20 protein-coding genes and 1 tRNA gene are annotated in these 19,126 nt (G+C 60.8%); 17 read left to right on the forward strand and 4 right to left on the reverse strand.

The genetic code is table 11. The annotated features are described in order from the left end of the window. Positions 1-32: 32 nt before the first annotated feature. The 5 genes from P2W41_RS17655 to P2W41_RS17675 all read left to right on the forward strand — a co-directional run bounded on the left by P2W41_RS17655 (position 33) and on the right by P2W41_RS17675 (position 4,356). On the forward strand, positions 33-377 hold the full coding sequence (locus P2W41_RS17655) for a RidA family protein (protein ID WP_292898668.1): 345 nt from the start codon (positions 33-35) through the stop codon (positions 375-377). Positions 378-431: 54 nt separating this feature from the next. After that, on the forward strand, positions 432-1,445 hold the full coding sequence (locus P2W41_RS17660) for a succinylglutamate desuccinylase/aspartoacylase family protein (RefSeq protein WP_292898666.1): 1,014 nt from the start codon (positions 432-434) through the stop codon (positions 1,443-1,445). A 44-nt stretch (positions 1,446-1,489) separates the two neighbouring features. After that, complete coding sequence (locus P2W41_RS17665; protein WP_404933925.1) at positions 1,490-2,692, forward strand: hypothetical protein; 1,203 nt, start codon at positions 1,490-1,492, stop codon at positions 2,690-2,692. A 189-nt stretch (positions 2,693-2,881) separates the two neighbouring features. Continuing rightward, positions 2,882-3,202, forward strand: a complete 321-nt coding sequence (locus P2W41_RS17670) for a helix-turn-helix domain-containing protein (protein WP_404933926.1) — start codon at positions 2,882-2,884, stop codon at positions 3,200-3,202. A gap of 233 nt (positions 3,203-3,435) precedes the next feature. Further along, entirely contained in the window at positions 3,436-4,356 is a 921-nt protein-coding gene (locus tag P2W41_RS17675; protein ID WP_404933927.1) for a DNA adenine methylase, read from the forward strand. A gap of 131 nt (positions 4,357-4,487) precedes the next feature. Here P2W41_RS17675 and P2W41_RS17680 read toward each other — a convergent pair. Beyond that, a tRNA-Ser gene (locus P2W41_RS17680) sits at positions 4,488-4,577 on the reverse strand. A 230-nt stretch (positions 4,578-4,807) separates the two neighbouring features. Between P2W41_RS17680 and P2W41_RS17685 the strand changes: the two genes are divergently transcribed. The 6 genes from P2W41_RS17685 (at position 4,808) to P2W41_RS17710 (ending at position 11,693) form a co-directional block, all read left to right on the forward strand. Next, positions 4,808-5,119, forward strand: coding sequence for a hypothetical protein (locus P2W41_RS17685; RefSeq protein ID WP_292898660.1), 312 nt, complete (start codon positions 4,808-4,810; stop codon positions 5,117-5,119). A gap of 276 nt (positions 5,120-5,395) precedes the next feature. Beyond that, complete coding sequence (locus P2W41_RS17690) at positions 5,396-6,388, forward strand: BMP family protein (protein ID WP_292898658.1); 993 nt, start codon at positions 5,396-5,398, stop codon at positions 6,386-6,388. A 127-nt stretch (positions 6,389-6,515) separates the two neighbouring features. Continuing rightward, positions 6,516-7,898 carry a dipeptidase gene (locus P2W41_RS17695; RefSeq protein ID WP_404933928.1) on the forward strand — a complete coding sequence of 461 codons (1,383 nt, stop codon included), beginning with the start codon at positions 6,516-6,518 and terminating at the stop codon, positions 7,896-7,898. 15 nt (positions 7,899-7,913) lie between these two features. After that, entirely contained in the window at positions 7,914-8,531 is a 618-nt protein-coding gene (locus tag P2W41_RS17700; protein WP_404933929.1) for a ribonuclease D, read from the forward strand. Between the two features lie 111 nt (positions 8,532-8,642). Then, a complete protein-coding gene (locus P2W41_RS17705) occupies positions 8,643-10,874 on the forward strand; it encodes a PBP1A family penicillin-binding protein (RefSeq protein WP_404933930.1) in 2,232 nt (743 codons plus the stop codon). Between the two features lie 75 nt (positions 10,875-10,949). Continuing rightward, positions 10,950-11,693, forward strand: coding sequence for an SDR family NAD(P)-dependent oxidoreductase (locus P2W41_RS17710; RefSeq protein ID WP_292898650.1), 744 nt, complete (start codon positions 10,950-10,952; stop codon positions 11,691-11,693). Positions 11,694-11,778: 85 nt separating this feature from the next. Here P2W41_RS17710 and P2W41_RS17715 read toward each other — a convergent pair whose 3' ends face one another. Then, positions 11,779-12,225 (reverse strand): host attachment family protein, encoded by a 447-nt coding sequence (locus P2W41_RS17715; protein ID WP_292898648.1) that lies wholly within the window; start codon positions 12,223-12,225, stop codon positions 11,779-11,781. A gap of 226 nt (positions 12,226-12,451) precedes the next feature. On the opposite strand from P2W41_RS17715, the gene cysG reads away from it, so the two are divergent. From cysG to rpsU, 6 genes are all read left to right on the forward strand, one after another. Continuing rightward, the gene (gene cysG, locus P2W41_RS17720; RefSeq protein WP_404933931.1) at positions 12,452-13,879 is read left to right on the forward strand and encodes a siroheme synthase CysG; all 1,428 of its coding nucleotides are present in this window, start codon (positions 12,452-12,454) and stop codon (positions 13,877-13,879) included. Further along, positions 13,879-14,187, forward strand: coding sequence for a DUF2849 domain-containing protein (locus P2W41_RS17725; protein ID WP_404933932.1), 309 nt, complete (start codon positions 13,879-13,881; stop codon positions 14,185-14,187). The genes cysG and P2W41_RS17725 overlap by 1 nt, the downstream gene beginning before the upstream one ends. Positions 14,188-14,203: 16 nt before the next feature. After that, complete coding sequence (locus P2W41_RS17730; protein ID WP_404933933.1) at positions 14,204-15,874, forward strand: nitrite/sulfite reductase; 1,671 nt, start codon at positions 14,204-14,206, stop codon at positions 15,872-15,874. After that, entirely contained in the window at positions 15,849-16,613 is a 765-nt protein-coding gene (locus tag P2W41_RS17735) for a phosphoadenylyl-sulfate reductase (protein ID WP_292898640.1), read from the forward strand. The genes P2W41_RS17730 and P2W41_RS17735 overlap by 26 nt, the downstream gene beginning before the upstream one ends. A gap of 10 nt (positions 16,614-16,623) precedes the next feature. Next, on the forward strand, positions 16,624-17,145 hold the full coding sequence (locus P2W41_RS17740; protein ID WP_292898638.1) for a DUF934 domain-containing protein: 522 nt from the start codon (positions 16,624-16,626) through the stop codon (positions 17,143-17,145). Between the two features lie 295 nt (positions 17,146-17,440). Beyond that, a complete protein-coding gene (gene rpsU, locus P2W41_RS17745; protein WP_292898636.1) occupies positions 17,441-17,668 on the forward strand; it encodes a 30S ribosomal protein S21 in 228 nt (75 codons plus the stop codon). A gap of 103 nt (positions 17,669-17,771) precedes the next feature. Here the strand turns inward: rpsU and P2W41_RS17750 are convergent, their stop codons facing one another. Then, entirely contained in the window at positions 17,772-17,975 is a 204-nt protein-coding gene (locus P2W41_RS17750) for a hypothetical protein (RefSeq protein WP_292898634.1), read from the reverse strand. A gap of 120 nt (positions 17,976-18,095) precedes the next feature. Then, positions 18,096-19,124 (reverse strand): trans-3-hydroxy-L-proline dehydratase, encoded by a 1,029-nt coding sequence (locus tag P2W41_RS17755; protein ID WP_404933934.1) that lies wholly within the window; start codon positions 19,122-19,124, stop codon positions 18,096-18,098. Positions 19,125-19,126 lie beyond the last annotated feature (2 nt).

The following is a 19,126-nucleotide window of genomic DNA, read 5'->3' on the forward strand; positions in this document are numbered from 1 at the left end:
CCTTACCCAAGCAAAGAAGGAATTTTAAAAGAATGATCATGCGCTACCAGAAAGGATCTCGAATGAGCCAGGCCGTCGTCTATGGCGGTCTAGTCCACATTGCAGGGCAAGTGCCCGATAACCGAAAGGCGAGCATCGAGGATCAGACAGCAGATGTTCTGCGGAAGCTGGATGCGCTTCTGGCTGAAGCCGGCACCGACCGCTCCAGGCTTCTGGCCGTCAATGTGTTCCTGCCTTCGATTATTGATTTCGATGCGATGAACAGCGTCTATGATGCCTGGATCAACCCTGAGAACCCGCCGGCCCGCGCCTGCGTGGAGGCACGTCTTGCCGACCCTGACCTGCGCGTCGAAATGACGGCTGTCGCCGCAGTTTAACAACCGGCCGGCGGCTCGCGCGCCGGCTTCAGATCTGGCGACCGGAGACCAGCCATGCATACGGGCGTTTTTCATTCCATCGATTTTGAGGCCGAGGGCGTCCAGCCTGGCTTTCTGTCGGTTCCCTACTCGGTGGACCGGTCGCCCTACTACCAGATCCGCGTTCCCTATCTGCGGGTGCGCAGGGGAGAGGGTGCGAGTCTGCTCCTGATGGCCGGCAATCATGGCGACGAGTATGAGGGCGAACTTCAGCTTGCCCGGCTCATGCGTCGATTGCAGACGCTTGAAATCAGCGGAACCGTGACCGTGCTGCCGGTTGTGAACCGGCCGGCGGTCATGGCTGCACGCCGCTGCTCGCCACTCGACGGGGGGAACCTCAACCGCGCGTTTCCAGGCGATCCAGCGGGAACGCCGACCGAGCGGATCGCTCATTTTCTCGAGCACGAACTGTTCCCGCGTCACGACGTGGTATTCGATCTGCACTCTGGCGGAACGTCCATGGCGCATCTGCCGTGCCTCCTGATGGAGCGGCAGGCAGAGACCAAGCGTTTCGAGCGTTCGCTCGATCTCATGCGAAGGATGGGGGCCGCCCACGCCTTCGTCGCCGACAACGGGCAAGCCGCGCCAACCTCGATGGGCGCGGCGGGTCGAGCAGGGGCGATCGGCCTCTCCGGTGAGTTCGGTGGTGGCGGCACGGTCACGCCCGAGAGCATGGCCTTTACCGCTGGAGCAATCGACCGCCTCCTTCTTGCGCTCGGCCTAGTCTCCGCTCCGGTGCTTTCCACCCCGCTTGAAGACAAAACCCCTCCGCTCCAGTTTCTTTCGCTGTCACGTCACAGTCAGGGCATCCATGCCACGCGCCGCGGTTGGTTCGAACCCGCCGTCCGACTCGGCGCGCGCGTTGCAGCGGGCGATCTCGCCGGCTGGTACCACGACCTCGAACGGATAGACATGGCCGAGGAAGCGTTGCATTTCGCCGAGGCGGGCGTCGTCATCTCCCATCGCCTTCATTGCGACAGTCAGGCAGGCGATTGCCTGATGCAGGTAGCCGAGACGCTGGAGTCCTGAACACGCTTTGGGCAGTCACTACCGAAACATATGGAGGATCGACAATGCACCTTTCGATGTGGACCTATCCGTGGGACGTTCAGGATCAGGGGGTAGAGCGCACCATTGCTGATCTGCGGGACCGCGCAGGGCTTAACACGATCAGCCTTGCAACCTCCTATCATGCCGGCCGTTTTCTCCAGCCGCGCAGTCCGCACCAGAAGGCCTATTTTCCCGAGGATGGGACAATCTACTTCGAGCCGAACGAGGCGTTATGGGCCGACATGGAGATCAGACCGCTCGTGGCGCGGAATGTTGCCGAGAGGGGCGACATCCTCAGTGCACTTATCGGCGCGCGCGAGCAAACAGGCGTCAAGGTTTCGTGCTGGACAGTCTGTCTGCACAACACGCGCCTGGGCACGGCGCATCCCGAGCATGTTACCCGCAATGCCTTCGGGAACCCGAACTACTACAATCTTTGCCCTTCCAGCCCGGCGGCGCGTACCTATGTAACGACGCTCGTCCGGGACGTCAGCGCGCGGTATCGGCCGGACATGATCGAACTTGAGAGCCCGAACTTCATGGGGTTCGCGCACGAGTATCACCACGAGAAGGATGGTGTCGGCCTCAATCCGGAGGACGACTTCCTGCTGTCGCTGTGTTTCTGCCGGCATTGCACGGCACGAGCACAGTCGGCAGGGATCAATGTCGAGGCCGCACGTGGAACAGTCGCCGGCTTCATAGCCGAGATGTGCGCGCGTGAGATTCCCGAAAAGCAGTTTCCTGATTTTCCCGAGCTTGGTCTGGATGCATTCAACGCTCATGCCGATCTCCGGGCCTTCCTCGACTGGCGTAGCGAACCCGTAACCTCACTGATTGCCGAAATCCGGGAGGCCACGCATCCGGAAACGCGTGTTCTGCTGATCGATCTGGCCGATGGATGGCTTGGTGGCGTCGACCTGCATGATGCAGTTCGCGCTTGCGATGGGGTCATTCTGTGCTGCTATTCCATGGCGTCCGAAACAGTGAGGACGCTTTTCGAGAATGCGCGCAGCGTCGTACCCACCGACAGTTTCCTGGGTGTCGGCTTGCGTCTTTACTACCCCGAGATGGAGAACGCTGCGGCCCTTGCAGCGCGGGTCGATGCGGCTATTACCGCAGGCGCTAATGCAGTGAACTTCTACAATTACGGCCTTGTTCCGGAAAAGCGGCTCGATTGGGTGCGCTTTGCACGGGATCGCGTTTCGCAAGGGATTGATCGTAACTAGGACATTGTACAGGCGGGAAGCCTCCACCGCTACATTTTCTGGAGAGATTGGGATCTGAGCAGTCTCGTAGGTCGAGGTAACGACCGAGGCCCGTCTTTAAATAATCCAATCGTCCAGCGAGTGTGGTTGCAGGCTTACTGCGTTGCTTAGCAACTCTCCATCACCCCGGATAGCAACCAAATCAAATTGATGTTGCAGCGCACGCTTCTTGAGGAAAAGCCGATGACCAATCCCGCTTGGGACCGTCATTCAATCCTTGCCCATCTACGACGAGAGGGCATGACACTCGCCGCCCTAGCGACGCACTATGGGCTTGCCGCTTCCAGCGTCAAGAATATCTGGACGCGGCCGAACGAGAGAGCCGAAAGGGCAATTGCCGATTTCATCGGCCAGCCCGTCGAAAACGTCTCTGCGGATCGGTACCCGAAAGCCCGCAACCGCATCCTCAAAGCTGAATATGCGTCTTCGCGCGGCAAGCCTTCATCCGCCCAACGGAAGGAAACCGCGTGATGCGTGGCGCTGGCGGTTCGCCAGGCTGCTCTGGCCTTTGCTATCCGGTCATGCGTACCGGCAACGCGAGAACGCACTCTTACGAGACATGTCCGCGCCCGCGGTCAGCCGCTTGCACGACGTCAGCGCCAAACACCGGTCCTCTCGGAACGAGCCGGTCTCGGCAATGTCTAAAACGCAATGGAAATTCGACATGCAGAAGCATGTCAAGGTGAACGTCGGACGCACATCTCATGTCCCATCTCTTCAATTCCAGGGGACACAAGTCGAAATCAACTCTTCATCGTGAAACGGGGCCGGAAAGCCCCGGCAGCGGGTCAAGTCGCCCAACCAATCCCGCCCGACAGCATATAAGCATAACCGTCGCTCCCGTCCGGCCCGTCGCCGGCTACATCGGAGGCAAATACGCTCTCGCCCGCCGTCTGTGCGAGCGCATCGCCGCTACGCCTCATTCACTTTACGCGGAGCCGTTCGTCGGTATGGGCGGCGTCTTCTTCCGCAGGAAGCTGATGCCCCACGCCGAGATCATCAACGACCGCAATGGCGAAGTGGTGAATCTCTTCCGCATCCTTCAGCGCCACTATCCGCAGTTCATGGACACGCTTCGCTTCCAGATCACCTCACGCCGCGAGTTCGAACGTCTGAAGGCGAGCGACCCCGCAACGCTGACCGATCTGGAGCGCGCCGGCCGCTTTCTCTACCTCCAGCGCCTGGCGTTCGGTGGCAAGGTGGCCGGGCAGAATTTTGGCGTGAACCGGGACGGCCCGTCGCGCTTCAACCTCACGCGGCTCGCTCCCATGCTGGAGGAGGCGCATGAGCGCCTTGCGGGCGTGATCATCGAGAACCTGGACTGGCTGGACTTCATCGAGCGCTATGATCGGCCGGATACGCTCTTCTATCTCGACCCGCCTTATTACGGCTCGGAGGGCGACTACGGCCGCGCCCTGTTCGACCGCGACCAGTTCGCCCTCATGGCCGATCGGCTCGGCCAGCTTAAGGGACGGTTCATCCTCTCGATCAACGATGTGCCGCAGATCCGGGAACTGTTCTCAGGGTTTGATATGGAGGGCGCCGAGCTGACCTATTCCATCTCAGCCGGCAACGGTACGAGGGCGAAGGAACTGATTATTTACTCGGCCGAAGATCAAGGTTGATCAGAAGCCCCTTCAAACACCCTTTGAGGGGGCTTCAAAGAGTTGTGGCTGGTCTAAAAAGCGCTGACAAAAATCCAAAAAGCGGCGACCGGCTACAGTAAACCATGTGACAAGAATGGACCGGTACGAAATGGCGGAGAGAGAGGGATTCGAACCCTCGATACGGTTTCCCGTATACACGCGTTCCAGGCGTGCGCCTTCAACCACTCGGCCACCTCTCCACGGCGCAGCTTTATCTTCCGCGCGAGGGTCATCTAGTCGATCTGATCGAGAATGCCAAGTCCAGTCTGTGACAGTTTTGCAATTTGCCGCACTTTCCTGCGCACAGCCCTCCAATACGCTCAACTTTCTGTAAGGCGATTGCCAAGTCTGGCCGCCGGGCCTATGTCTCGCACGGTTCGTTTTTTTGTTTGGCGATCCATGCCGGCAGCGGCACAGAGGTGAGGCCTGAATGTTTCGTCTGTTCTTTCGGATACTGGCTCTTGTTGCTCTTGCAATCGCCGTCGTCATGGCCGTGATCGACGCGACACGCTCCATCGCGGCTGACGCCCTGACGTTCACTCCACTGGGCGAAAGCTGGTACGCAGCATCACCCGACACCCTCAATCTGTCGCAGGCGATTATCCAACGCTACACACTTCCCTTCATCTGGGATCCCTTGATCGTTCAGATCCTGACCTTTCCGGGCTGGCTGGTCTTCTTCGCTCTTTCCCTCATTTTCTACATCGCCGGCTACCGGCGACGACGGACTGTTCTTGTCTGAATGCAGCAAAGAGCCTGACACTGCTTCGGTTGCAGCGCAGCCTGCAAGACCATCTCAAGTCGTTTTTCCGAACGGTCAAAATTCCGCGTGAATTTTCATTTCAGCCGTGCAAGAGTGCCCATAAGGGGAGAGCGGAAGACTTTCTCCATGCCGTTCCCGATGGTCCACGGCCGTTGCGGGACGCTCGCAGGAGCGCTTGAGCGGATCTGCCATTTGAGGCTGCCCGTTCATGCGGCGCAGACAGAAACGCAAGACAACCGACAGGGTGTGGATCACATGAAGCGTATTGTTCTCGGCCTACTGGCCGCCACCGCACTATCCGCCAACGCATTCGCGGAAGACATCGCTCCGGCTCTCATCTACGATCTGGGTGGCAAGTTCGACAAATCCTTCAACGAGGCAGCCTATAACGGCGCCGAGCGGTTCAAGGAAGAAACCGGGATCGAATATGTCGAATTCGAAATCTCCAACGATGCCCAGCGCGAGCAGGCCCTTCGCCGTTTTGCCGAGAACGGGCGCAACCCCATCGTCATGGCCGGCTTCACCTGGGTCGACTACCTGAAGAAGGTCGCCCCGGAATATCCCGACACCGATTTCACCATCATCGATGACGCGGTCGACGCACCCAATGTGCGCTCCGTGACCTTCAAGGAGCAGGAAGGCTCCTATCTCGTCGGCATGCTGGCCGCACTCGCCTCGGAGACCGGCACGGTCGGCTTCGTCGGCGGCATGCAGGTTCCGCTCATCGGCAAGTTCGAATGCGGCTATGTCGGCGGCGCCAAGGCTGCCCGCTCCGACGCGAAGGTGATCCGCAACTACACGGGCGACACGCCGTCCGCATGGAACGACCCGACAAAAGGCGGCGAGATCACCCGCACGCAGATCGACCAGGGTGCGGACGTGATCTATCATGCGGCAGGCGGCACCGGTGTTGGCGTGCTCCAGGCGGCTGCGGATGCCGGCAAGCTCGGCATTGGCGTCGATTCCAACCAGAACGGCCTGCATCCCGGCCATGTTCTGACCTCCATGGTCAAGCAGGTGGACGTCGCCGTCTACAATGCCTTCATGGACGCCAAGAACGGTGAATTTTCCTATGGCCTGCAGAATTTGGGACTGGCCGAGGATGGCGTTGGCTACGCAGTGGACGAGCACAATGAGGCTTTGATCACCGCCGAGATGAAAACGGCGGTCGAAGAAGCCAAACAGAAAATCATCGACGGCGAAATCGAGGTGCATGACTACCTCAGCGACAACGCCTGCCCTTACTGAGGCAGAGCCGCTTTCGTCAGAACCGTTCCAAAGGGCCGCCTGTGCGGCCCTTTTTCCATTCCTCATCCCAGCCGGTATGTGTTAGGTCGCTTCAACATCTTCTCCGAACAGTCTTCAGGAGCTTTCCATGTCCGATATCGCCCCGGTTCTCGATCAGCTCGATCGTTCCATCGATCAGAGTCTGGAGCGGCTTTTCCGCCTTCTGAAGATCAAATCGATCTCTACCGACCCGGCCTTCGCCGGCGAATGCCGGAAGGCGGCCGAGTGGCTGGTGGAAGACCTGAAGACAATCGGCTTCGAGGCAAGCGTGCGTGATACGGCAGGCCATCCTATGGTGGTGGCGCATCACGATGGCGACGGCCCGCACGTGCTCTTCTACGGACACTACGACGTGCAGCCGGTCGATCCGCTGAACCTTTGGGAGAACGACCCGTTCGATCCCGCGATCAAGGAGATCGAGCCCGGTCGCAAGGCCATCGTCGGGCGTGGCTCTTCGGACGACAAGGGCCAGCTCATGACCTTTGTGGAAGCCTGCCGCGCCTATAAGGCGGTGCATGGCAAGCTGCCCTGCAGGATCACCATTCTGTTCGAGGGCGAAGAAGAATCCGGCTCGCCTTCACTGCGTCCTTTCCTGGAAGAAAACCGCGAAGAGCTTTCCGCCGAATACGCGCTGGTGTGCGACACGGCCATGTGGGACCCGGAAACACCTGCCGTCTGTGTCGGCCTGCGCGGGCTTGTCGGCGAGGAAATCACCATCAAGGCGGCGGACCGCGACCTGCATTCGGGCTTTTTCGGCGGAGCGGCGGCCAATCCGATCACGGTTCTCGCCCGCATTCTGGGCGACCTGCATGATGAGAACGGGCGTGTGACCGTGCCCGGTTTCTATGAAGGTGTGGAGGAAACACCGGCGGAAATCCTGAAGAGCTGGGAAGGTCTTGGTGAGACGACCGAAAACTTTCTCGGTCCGATCGGCCTGTCGAAGCTTTTTGGCGAAAAAGACCGCTCGGCGCTGGAGCTTGTCTGGGCCCGTCCGACGGCGGAAGTGAACGGCATTACCGGCGGCTATACCGGCGAAGGCTTCAAGACTGTCATTCCGGCTGAGGCTTCCGCCAAGGTCTCGTTCCGGCTGGTTCACAGGCAGGATCCGGTCAAGATCCGCGCCGCCTTCCGCGCTTTTGTCGAAGAGCGACTGCCGGCCGACTGCCGCGTGGAATTTCATCCGCATGGCGGCTCGCCCGCCTTCCAGCTCGACTATGACATGCCGCTGGTGACGAAGGCGCAGGGTGCGCTGAGCGACGAATGGCCAAAGCCCGCAGTGGCAATCGCCATGGGCGGCTCCATCCCGATTGCCGGCGAGTTCCGCCGCATGCTCGATATGGAAACGCTTCTGGTCGGCTTCGGGCTTCAGGATGACCGCATCCATTCGCCGAATGAGAAATACGATTTGAATTCGTTCCATCGCGGCCAGCGCTCCTGGGTCCGCATTCTCGACGCCCTGAGCAAGCAATAAGCCGGAAAAAGCACCATGACGATCCGATTTCACAAGAACGACCTGCCCGATCTCAGCAACTACAATGTCGATGCCGTCGCAATCGACACGGAGACGCTAGGCCTCAAACCACACCGCGACCGGCTGTGCGTGGTGCAACTCTCGCCGGGCGACGGCACGGCCGATGTGGTGCAGATCGACGCCGGGCAGAAGAAGGCTCCAAACCTCGTCGCGCTTTTGAAGAACCGCAAGATCGCCAAGCTGTTTCACTACGCGCGCTTCGATCTGGCGGTGCTCTATCACAGCTTCGGCGTGATGCCGGAGCCGGTGTTCTGCTCCAAGATCGCCTCGCGCCTCACCCGCACCTACACCGATCGGCATGGGCTAAAGGATCTCTGCAACGAACTGCTTGGCGTCTCGCTTTCGAAGGCGCAGCAATCGTCTGACTGGGCAGCAGAAGAGCTTACGCCCGAACAGCTCGAATATGCGGCGTCCGACGTGCTCTACCTGCATCAGCTGCGCGAAAAGCTCAATGAACGCCTGGCGCGTGAGAAGCGCACGCGCGAGGCCGAGGCCTGCTTCCGCTTCCTGCCCACACGGGCGAAACTGGATCTGATGGGCTGGGAAGAGGCGGACATTTTCGCCCATAGCTGAGCGCCGCCCGGCCGATTTTGTTTAATTTGACTTAACTGCGCCTTAAACCGCTGCCTCTTACTGTGCCCGCAATGAGATGTGCGGGTGCAGGGTTGCGGGGTTTGTGAGCGTATGGCGCGCAGGACGAAAAACCGAAGGATCGAGCCGACTTTCGACGCGCCAGCGGCGCGCCGGAGCGGAGACGATCTGAAGCTCGGTGACAGCGATCGCGTCGTGCCTTCACGTCAGCGGCGCAGGCCTGGCAAGGGCAAAAGCGCCAAAGGGGCGAAAAGCGCTCGCCGCACCGGCACGCGGCGCAAGAGTGGCGCGGGCGGCGGTTTCTTCGGCTTCCTGCGCACTGCAGTCTACTGGTCGCTCGTTCTGGCCCTGTGGGGCGGCATCGCCGCTGCCGGCATCACCGCATACTATGGCGCCAAAATGCCGTCGGCGACCACATGGGAAATCCCTGACCGGCCACCCAATGTGAAGATTGTCTCGGCTGACGGGGACATGATTGCCAATCGCGGCATGACCGGTGGCGAGGCGGTGGGCCTGCATGAGATGTCGCCACACATTCCACAGGCGGTTATCGCCATCGAGGACCGACGCTTCTACTCGCATTTCGGTGTCGACCCGATCGGCCTTGCACGCGCCATGGCAGAAAACGTCATGGCTGGGCGTCTGACTCAGGGTGGCTCCACTCTGACGCAACAGCTCGCCAAGAACCTTTTTCTGAAGCCCGACCGGACGATTGAGCGCAAGGTGCAGGAGGTGCTTCTGGCGCTGTGGCTGGAGCAGAAGCATTCCAAAGACCAGATCCTGGAGATGTATCTGAACCGGGTCTATTTCGGCTCGGGGGCCTATGGCGTGGAGGCTGCCTCGCGACGCTACTTCAACAAGCCCGCACGGGATGTCACACTCTCGGAAGCAGCCCTTCTGGCCGGTTTGCTGAAAGCGCCCTCGCGCCTTTCACCCGCACGTGATCCCCAGGCCGCCGAAACACGGGCGCAGGTGGTGCTGACCGCCATGCGCGACCAGGGCATGATCGGCGACAGCGAGATGACCACGGCCATGAGCCGGCCCGCCACCCGCGCTGCAGCCTATTGGACGGGCTCGGAACATTATTTCGCCGACCGGGTGATGGAGGAACTGCCGGCGCTGATCGGCGACGTGAAGAGTGACATCATCGTGGAGGCCACGGTCGATCTGCGTCTTCAGAAACAGGCCGAAAAGACCATTCGCAGCCTGATCGACGAGAAAGGCGGCAAGCTCGCCGTTAGCCAGGGTGCCCTCGTCTCCATCGACACCACAGGCGCGGTGCGGGCGATGGTGGGTGGCTATGACTATGCCAACAGCCAGTTCGACCGCGCTTCCGAGGCGCGCAGGCAGCCGGGCTCGGCCTTCAAGCCCTTTGTCTTCATGGCAGCGTTGGAACAAGGAAAGCGGCCCGACAGTGTGCGTAATGACGCGCCGGTAAAGATCGGGAACTGGACGCCGGAAAACTACAAGGGCAAGTATTATGGCCGGGTGACGCTTTCGGAAGCCCTTGCGCGCTCGCTCAATTCGGTGGCCGCGCAGCTTGCCATGGAAGTCGGACCGAAATCCGTTGTCGAGCTCGCGCACCGAATGGGCATCGAATCCGATCTGAAAGCCAATGCCTCCATTGCGCTTGGGACCTCGGAGGTGACGCCGCTGGAACTGACTGCGGCCTATCTGCCCTTCGCCACCGGCGGGTACAGGCCAGAGGTCTATTTCGTGCAGCGCATCACCACATCCTCCGGCAAGGTGCTTTACCAGCACGACCGCCCGCGCATGACACGGGTGGCAAGCCCCGAGATCATCGGCATGATGAATGCGATGATGCAGGGAACAGTGGAATATGGCAGTGCGCGCGCGGCGAACATCGGTCGTCCGGCAGCGGGCAAAACCGGCACCACCCAGCAATCGCGCGATGCCTGGTTCGTTGGATATACGGCCGATCTGGTGACAGGCGTCTGGTTCGGCAACGACGCCTCCAAGGCGACGAAGGCAACCGGCAGTTCCCTGCCCGTTCCGGCCTGGAAAGCCTTCATGGAGGAAGCAGAGAAGGGACGGCCGGTCAAACGGTTGCCAGGCTCCTGGAGCCCCGGCGCTCCGGCGCCCGGCATTGCAGCAGGAGAGCCTCAGACCCGCCCCGTTCCGCAGGCTTCCGTTGGTGGCGGGACGCAGGCTCCGCAAGGGCACCCCACACCACCCGCTGCGGTGCCCTCTGGCGGCGATCCGGATCACACCGCTTCGGTTCGCCGCCCCGTGCCGCCAGCCGATGTGGGTGGCGGAGTGCAGAGGAAGCAGACCTCCATTCTGGACATCATTCTGGGAAATTAGAGCCGGACGCTCCGCTTTTGCCTATCGCATTCCCCTGCGCTCTCGCTTACATAGGAGCGGAACAGGGAGCAGGGCATGGCCGACGAACGCAAGACACTGGTTTTGACCGGCGCAAGCCGGGGCATTGGTCACGCGACAGTGAAGCGCTTTTCCCGAGAAGGCTGGCGGGTGATCACCTGCTCAAGACAGGCCTTTGCCGAGGATTGTCCATGGCCCGCGGGACCGGAAGACCACATCAAGCTCGATCTTTCCGATCAGGAAGACGTGGGCAACGCCATCGCTGAAATCCGCCATCGGCTGGAGGCCAATGGCGGGCGGCTCGATGCGCTGGTCAACAACGCTGCGATTTCGCCCAAGCTTGAAGGCGGCAAACGGATGAACTCCATCGAAACGCCGATGCATATGTGGCGCGATGTGTTTCAGGTGAATTTCTTCGCACCGATCATGCTGGCGCGCGGGCTCTTCAGGGAACTCGGCAATGCAAAGGGCTCCATTGTGAATGTCACTTCCATTGTCGGCAGCCGCGTGCATCCTTTCGCTGGAACAGCCTACGCAACCTCCAAGGCAGCGCTGGTGGCGCTCACCCGCGAGATGGCAGCCGATTTCGGCCCGCACGGCATTCGCGTCAACGCCATCGCACCGGGCGAGATTGAAACCTCAATCCTTTCGCCCGGAACGGAGAAGATCGTCGAAACCATCCCGCTACGCCGGCTTGGGCAGACGTCGGAAGTGGCCGAGACGATCTATTTCCTTTGCTCGGATCAGTCGTCCTATGTGTCTGGCGCGGAGATCCATATCAACGGCGGACAGCACGTTTAAGGCCTCCAAGCGGGGCTGACTTTGGCGGCGCCTCTCAACGGGGTTTCGGCGGCGCGTTTGCAGGCGCCGCCCAACACTGCATCATCTACTGCATCAGCACCTTCTCGATATCGCCGACCGTGTGATTGGTCAGCGTCTTGGCGACCTCGCCGATCACCTTGTCCTCCACTTCCTTGTGCATTTCCTTGCGCAGCTCACCCAGCACCAGCGGCGGGGCGACGAGCACCAGCTTGCTGAACTTGCCCCTGTGCGCAAGCTTGTAGAGCCGTTCGGCGACGTCAGCGGCAAACCGCTCCTTCTCGATACGGTGCCAATCGGTTTCGTCCACTGCGCTGCGGTGAACGCCGTGGCCGTCGTTGAAGCGTCCCGGCTTGTCGGTGCCCTGCTCACGGCTTGGCGGATTTTCTTCATGGATCGTTCGTACCACCTGAAGATTGGGATAGGTCGCGTCGCCCTCATTGCGAAGAAACAGCGCCTTTTCACCATCGGCGACGACAACCCAAGCATCGTGTACGAGCCGGAACTCAGCCATATCAATCTCCATTGCTTCTATGGTTCTGAGGAAACGCAGCCTGTCGCTTCCCGTTCCACAAAGTGGATATGGGTATCCGCGCAGGGCCGGGGAAGGATTTCCTGCCGCGAAGCGGTGCGGCGAAAAAGCAATCTTGTCACAATCATGAGGCAGCGAGTGTGTTTCTTCTCAGGCAACGCTGCAAACCGCCATTATTGCGGGCATCGTTCGAGAAGGCTCGCAAACCATGACGACTAAGACCCAAAAGCTTGCCGCTTTCCCCGTGTTCCTGCGGGTGGAGAACCGTGCTGTCGTCATTGTCGGCAATGGGGATGAGGCGCTTGCGAAGGCGCGGTTGCTGGGCCAGTCGAGCGCGGCACTCACGCTGGTTGCAGACGCGCCCGAGAAAGCGCTCGCCGCGTGGGCGGCGGAAAATGGAGCCCATCTGATCCGCGCGCCCTATGCTCCGCGCTACATCGAAAACGCAGCGCTTGTTTTCGCCGCAACCGACGACGAGGCGCAGGATCGCGTCATTGTCGCGGATGCGCGGGCGCGCTCCATCCTCGTCAACGCGGTCGACCGGCCCGAGCTTTGCGATTTCTATACACCGGCCCTTGTGAACCGGGCTCCGCTTGCGGTTGCCATCGGGACCGAGGGGGCCGGACCGGTGCTGGCGCAAATGGTGCGGGCGCGCGTCGACCAGATGCTGTCCCCATCGCTTGGCGTACTCGCCCAACTTGCCATACAATACCGCGATGCCGTGGACCGGCTGGTGCCGCGCGGCCTAGCGCGGCGTCGGTTCTGGAAAGCCTTCTTCACCGGCGACACAGCCCGCGCGGTCGAGCGGGGAGACGTGGCCGCTGCCCGCCGCAGCGCCTCCAGCCTTCTGGCGGCTGGTGAAGACATTCCGGGCCACATCGCACTGGTGGGCGCCGGTCCCGGCGCGGAAGACCTTCTGACACTGCGCGCGCAGCGCCTTCTGATGGAGGCGGATGTCATTGTCTATGACGCGCTGGTGCCGGAGGCCGTGGTGGCGATGGGCCGGCGCGATGCCGAGCGCATCTCCGTGGGCAAGCGCAAGGGCTGCCACTCCAAGAGCCAGGATGAGATCAACGGTCTTCTCGTAGCGTTGGGGCGCGATGGCAAACGTGTCGTGCGGCTGAAATCCGGCGATCCGCTGATCTTCGGACGCGCTGGCGAGGAAATGGCAGCACTCCGCGAAGCGGGCGTCTCCTATGAAGTTGTTCCGGGCGTCACTGCCGCCTTCGCCGCCGCCGCCGATTTCGAACTGCCGCTGACCCTGCGCGGCATTGCCTCTTCAATCGTGTTCACCACCGGCCATGACCTGAAGGGCCGCACCCTGCCCGACTGGGCGAGCCTTGCCGTCTCCGGTGCGACCATCGCCGTCTATATGGGGCGTTCGGTGGCTGCAGATGTAGCAGGTCGGCTTGTAGAGGCCGGACTCTCGCCGGATACGGCCGTGGCGGTGATCGAGAATGCGAGCCGTGACGACAGGCGGCTTCTGCACGGAACTCTGAATGACCTGCCCTCGCTCGCCAACCGTAGCGAACTGACCGGCCCCGTGATGACGCTGATCGGCGACGCGGTGGCCGGCGCAAATTTCGAGCGCTCGGAGGCGCTCGCCACCTACAAGCACCAGCTGGAGCGCGCGTGATGAAGATTGTAGCCGCCAATCGCCTGACCGATGGTGAAACCGTGTGGCTGGGAGCCGGCGAGCGCTGGGTAGACACGATCGACGCCGCCCATGTGGCAAAAAATGCCGAAGACGAGGCACGTATTGCCGCGGCCGGAAACGCGGCACTCTCGGCCAACATCGTGGTCGATGTCACGCTGGTCGACGTGGAGATCGTGGAAGGCCGCATTCTCCCCAAACGCCTGCGCGAGCGCATTCGCGCCGGCGGCCCTTCCATTCATCCCGAGATCGGCAAGCAAGCGCGCAACGCTGCGCTCAACGCCGCCTAAAGCCAGGTCACGTTCCATGTATCGTTATGACGAATTCGACCAAGCCTTCGTGAAAGCCCGCGTTGCGGAGTTCAGCGACCAGGTGAAGCGCCGCCTCGCAGGCGAGCTGACGGAAGATCAGTTCAAGCCGCTCCGGCTGATGAACGGTGTCTATCTGCAGCTACACGCCTATATGCTGCGGATTGCCATTCCCTACGGTTCATTGTCACCGCGCCAGATGCGGAAGCTCGCCCATATCGCGCGCACCTATGACAAGGGCTACGGCCATTTCACGACGCGCCAGAACCTGCAGTTCCACTGGCCAAAGCTGGTTGACATTCCACGAATCCTGGAAGAGCTCGCCGAGGTGGAGATGCACGCCATCCAGACCTCCGGAAACTGCATACGGAATGTGACGGCCGATCATTTTTCCGGTGCTGCGGCTGATGAGGTGGCAGACCCCCGCCCCTACGCCGAAATCCTGCGGCAATGGTCGTCGTTGCATCCGGAGTTTTCGTATTTGCCGCGCAAGTTCAAGATTGCGGTGACAGGTGCTGCACGCGACCGTGCGGCCATTGAGGTGCATGATATCGGCCTGCATCTGAAAAAGAACGACAGGGGCGAGCTCGGCTTTGCAGTGTTTGTCGGTGGCGGTCTTGGCCGCACACCCATGGTGGCCAAGAAGATCCGCGATTTTCTGCCAGAGGAAGACCTGCTCACCTATGTGACCGCGATCCTGCGCGTCTACAATCTGAACGGACGCCGCGACAACAAATACAAGGCGCGGATCAAGATCCTCGTGCATGAGACCGGCACGGAAGAGCTGAAAGCGCAGGTGGAAAAGGAGTTCGAAGAACTCCGCGAAAGCGAGCTGAAGCTGCCTGCCGCCGACATCCGCGCCATCGAAACATATTTTGCACCGCCGAAACTGAAGGCGCGCCCGGAGGGTGACGCGGTGGTGAGCAGGGCAGTAAAGGCCAATCCGGGTTTCGCCGACTGGCTGCGCCGCAACGCGCATACGCATCGCAACCCCGACTATGCTTCCGTGACCGTTTCGCTGAAGGGCATAGGCGAAGTGCCGGGCGATGCGAGCGACGCACAGATGGATGCGATTGCCGACCTTGCCGAGCAATATGGCAACGACGAAATCCGTGTCAGCCATGAGCAGAACCTGATCCTGCCGCATGTGGCGCGCGCCGACCTGCCGGCGGTGCATGCAGCACTTGTCGAGATCGGTCTTGCAACCTCAAATGCCGGGCTCATCACCGACATCATCGCCTGCCCCGGGCTTGACTACTGCGCGCTGGCCAATGCCCGATCCATCCCCGTGGCGCAGGAGATTTCCCAGCGCTTTGCCTCCCAGGCCCGACAGGACGAGATCGGCGATCTGCAGATCAAGATCTCCGGCTGCATCAATGCCTGCGGGCATCACCATGTCGGCCATATCGGCATTCTCGGTGTGGAGAAGAAGGGCACGGAGCTCTACCAGGTAACCCTTGGCGGTTCGGCGCGTGAGGGCTCGACCATCGGCGAAATCATCGGGCGCGGCTTTGAGCCGGACGAGATCACCAACGCGGTGGAGACCATTGTCGACACCTATCTCGCCAGACGCGAAAGCCGCGAAGAGAGCTTTCTCGACGCCTATCGCCGGCTTGGTCCAGCACCATTCAAGGAGGCTCTTTATGGCCACGAAGCCAAGGCAGCTTGACCGCGATTTCGCAGCCAACGGCGATGCAACCGAACTTGCCGTCACGCTGAACGATCGGTACGGCTATCTTCCTGCCGAAGAAATCATCGCCGTCGCGATCGATCTGTTTCGGGATGCGGGCGGCATCGGAGCGACCTCTTCGTTCGGAGCGGATTCGGCCGCCTTGCTGCACCTAATCGCGAAAGTTGAACCGGGGATTCCGGTGGCGTTTCTGGACACGGGCCAGCATTTCGGTGAAACGCTGGACTATCGTGATCAGCTGGTCGCCGACCTCGGACTGACAAATCTCAAGATCGTCGCTCCGCGCGCCAAGGCGCTCGCCGAGCAGGATCCGGATGGGACCCTTCACCAGCGCGACACGGATCTCTGCTGCGACATCCGCAAGGTGGAACCGATGGCACGTGCGGTCGAGCCATATCGTGCGTGGTTTACAGGCAGGAAGCGAAACCAGGCTGCAACCCGCGCCCAGATGCCTGTGTTCGAGGCGGTGGGCCCGCGGATTCGCGTAAACCCCCTTGCGCGTTGGACCACCGAAGACCAGGCCAGCTACATGCGCCAGAATAAGCTGCGGCAGAACCCGCTGGTGGCTTTCGGCTATCTCTCCATCGGCTGCTTTCCGTGCACCAGTCCTGTCAGCCCGGGAGAAGACCCCCGTGCGGGGCGCTGGGCAGGGCAAGCCAAGATCGAATGCGGTATCCACCTGCCCGGCCTCGAGGCCGCGCTCTCCCCATCGCGCTAGGAGTGGCATCATGAACGATACACAGCCAAAGCTCTGGGACGGCAGAGCATTCCGCAAGAATGTCTGGCAGAAGCATGAAGAGGCTGTAGTGCCGGGCGACGGCCAGCGTTTTATCCTGCCGCTGGCTGCTTTTCTCGAACTCGAGGAAGAAGCACGCGAGGAAGCCGCGAAGCGCATTGGTGTCGAGCTACAACCAGGTGAGGCGCTGGATCTACTGTTGCCGTACCTAGAACGCCTCCCGCTGGTGGCCCTGGCTTTTCCCGCTTTCAATGACGGGCGGAGCTATTCCAAGGCAGAACTTCTACGCGCGCGTCACGGATACCGAGGAGAAATCCGGGCAACGGGCGACGTGTTGATCGATCAGGTCGCACATATGTTCCGGGTCGGGTTTTCGACGCTTGAGATCGTCAATCCCCTTACGATCAGCCAGCTTGAGGCTGGAAAAGAAGCGGGCATCCCGCTCTACTATCAACCAGCAGCGAAGGCAGCGGCCGCCCCAGGATCCTATGCGTGGAGGCGTGTTTCCGCCTGATTATCTCGGAAAATTCGAGGAAATTGTGGGGTTTGCGCTCCGCTCTGCGTCATTTCATCTCGAAATCCTCCGGTTCTGACCTATATCTCTGCCAAGGGGTGCATTCCGTGCCACTTCTGTTATGGTGCGCCCCATCTTGAGTCGCCCTATGCTTGGGCGCTTTTGCATCTTTGTGCCGGCTGATGCCAGGCCCTTGCACCGATGTAGAATAAGATTGACCGAGAGCTGCTCTTCGCGCTTTCCAGCGCATTGGACATGCTCAACCATTGAAACGCCAACTGAAGAAGGAAGTCCATTGCAGGTTATCGTTCGCGACAACAATGTCGATCAGGCCCTCAAAGTGCTCAAGAAGAAGATGCAGCGCGAGGGTGTTTTTCGGGAAATGAAAGCCCGTCGTTCTTATGAGAAGCCCTCGGAAAAGCGCGCACGTCAGCGTGCCGAAGCTGTCCGCCGGGCTCGGAAGCTGGCCCGCAAGCAGGCCCAGCGCGAAGGCCTTCTGCCGAAGAAGCGCCGCGCAGCCTGAGGGCTGACGACCAGGCTCAACCTGGCTTTATTGGATTTGAGAACAGGGACGGTGCGGCTCAGGCCCCGTCCCTGTCTTGATTCACGGGTTCGTTTGAAATGGATCAGCCGGCACGGCGCTCGGCTTCATCGAGCTTGCCCAGAAGGTCATGGAACTCCTCGGGCATGTCGGTATCCAGCGAGAAATGCGGCATTCTGTTCAGAAACCGCGTGTTTTCAGGGTGACCAAGACGCTGTCTGACACTGCGCGCAGTGTCAGCGCGATTTGCGTCGCTCTGGCGCTCCTGTCGTTTTTCGTGTTGCGTCATTGTCCTTGCTCAATCGTTTCAAATCGCACTTATGGAGTTAAACCCCCAGATGAGGATTTGTTCCGAGAAATGAGGCACTTCGGCCATGTTTGAGCAACAGGGTAAACTTTTCCTAAAATTCTAGATATCAGCCCAGGTATCTGACATCCGGTATCCTTCGGGCCACGGATCAGAAGGGTCGAGCATCAGTTGATGCGTTCCGGTGACCCACCCTCGCCCAGCGACCTCAGGCATGATAGCCGGCTTATCTCCTGCGAGTGTTTCGCCGAGGATCCGGCATTCAAAGCGCGAGCCCAGCACCGACACGCCCGTGAAGCGATCTCCTACCTTCATGCGGCCACGCGCGTGGAGCACGGCCATGCGGGCGGAACATCCTGTGCCGGTCGGGGACCGGTCGAGCTTGGCCGGGCGGATGACGACCGTGTTGCGGCCGATCAGACCTTCCGCGGTTTCCTCCACCGGCAGGGCGAGCTGGCAGAAGGATATGTGATCCCATTCCGGATTTTCAGGATGGGAGAAACCAAGCTGCTCATTGGCAGCCCGTGTGATCTTCGCGCCGGTTTCAGCCAGATCGCGAGCCTCATCCGGGGTGACGGAGAAACCGAGAGCTGTGGCATCGGTGATCACGAAACTGTCGCCGCCATAGGCGGTATCGACCGTGAGCGTACCCAGCCCCTCCACCTCCAGAGGCGCGTCCAGACGGTCGGCGAATGAAGGAACATTGGTGACACGAATGCGCTCGGCCTTGCCATTGCGGCATTCGGCGACCACGTGAACGAGACCGCCCGGCGCTTCCAGAACGAGCTTCGTCTCGGGTTCGGTCATGGGCACGATGCCAGTGTCGAGCAACACGGTGGCGACACAGATGGAGTTGGAGCCCGACATGGGCGGCGTGTCTTCCGGCTCCATGATGATGAAGCCCATATCGGCTGCCGGGTTTTTTGGCGGAACCAGCAAATTGACATGGCGAAAGACACCGCCGCGTGGCTCATTGAGAACGAAATTGCGCAGGCTTTGATCGCGGGCGATGAAACTGCGCTGCTCCCACAGCGTATCCCCGGGCGGAGGGAGCACACCGCCGACAATGACGTCGCCGACCTCGCCCTCGGCATGACAGGAAACGATGTGGATTGCCCGGCTGGTACGCACGA

This window comes from Nitratireductor sp. L15S-10 (genome assembly GCF_045011005.1).
Classification (GTDB): domain Bacteria; phylum Pseudomonadota; class Alphaproteobacteria; order Rhizobiales; family Rhizobiaceae; genus Nitratireductor.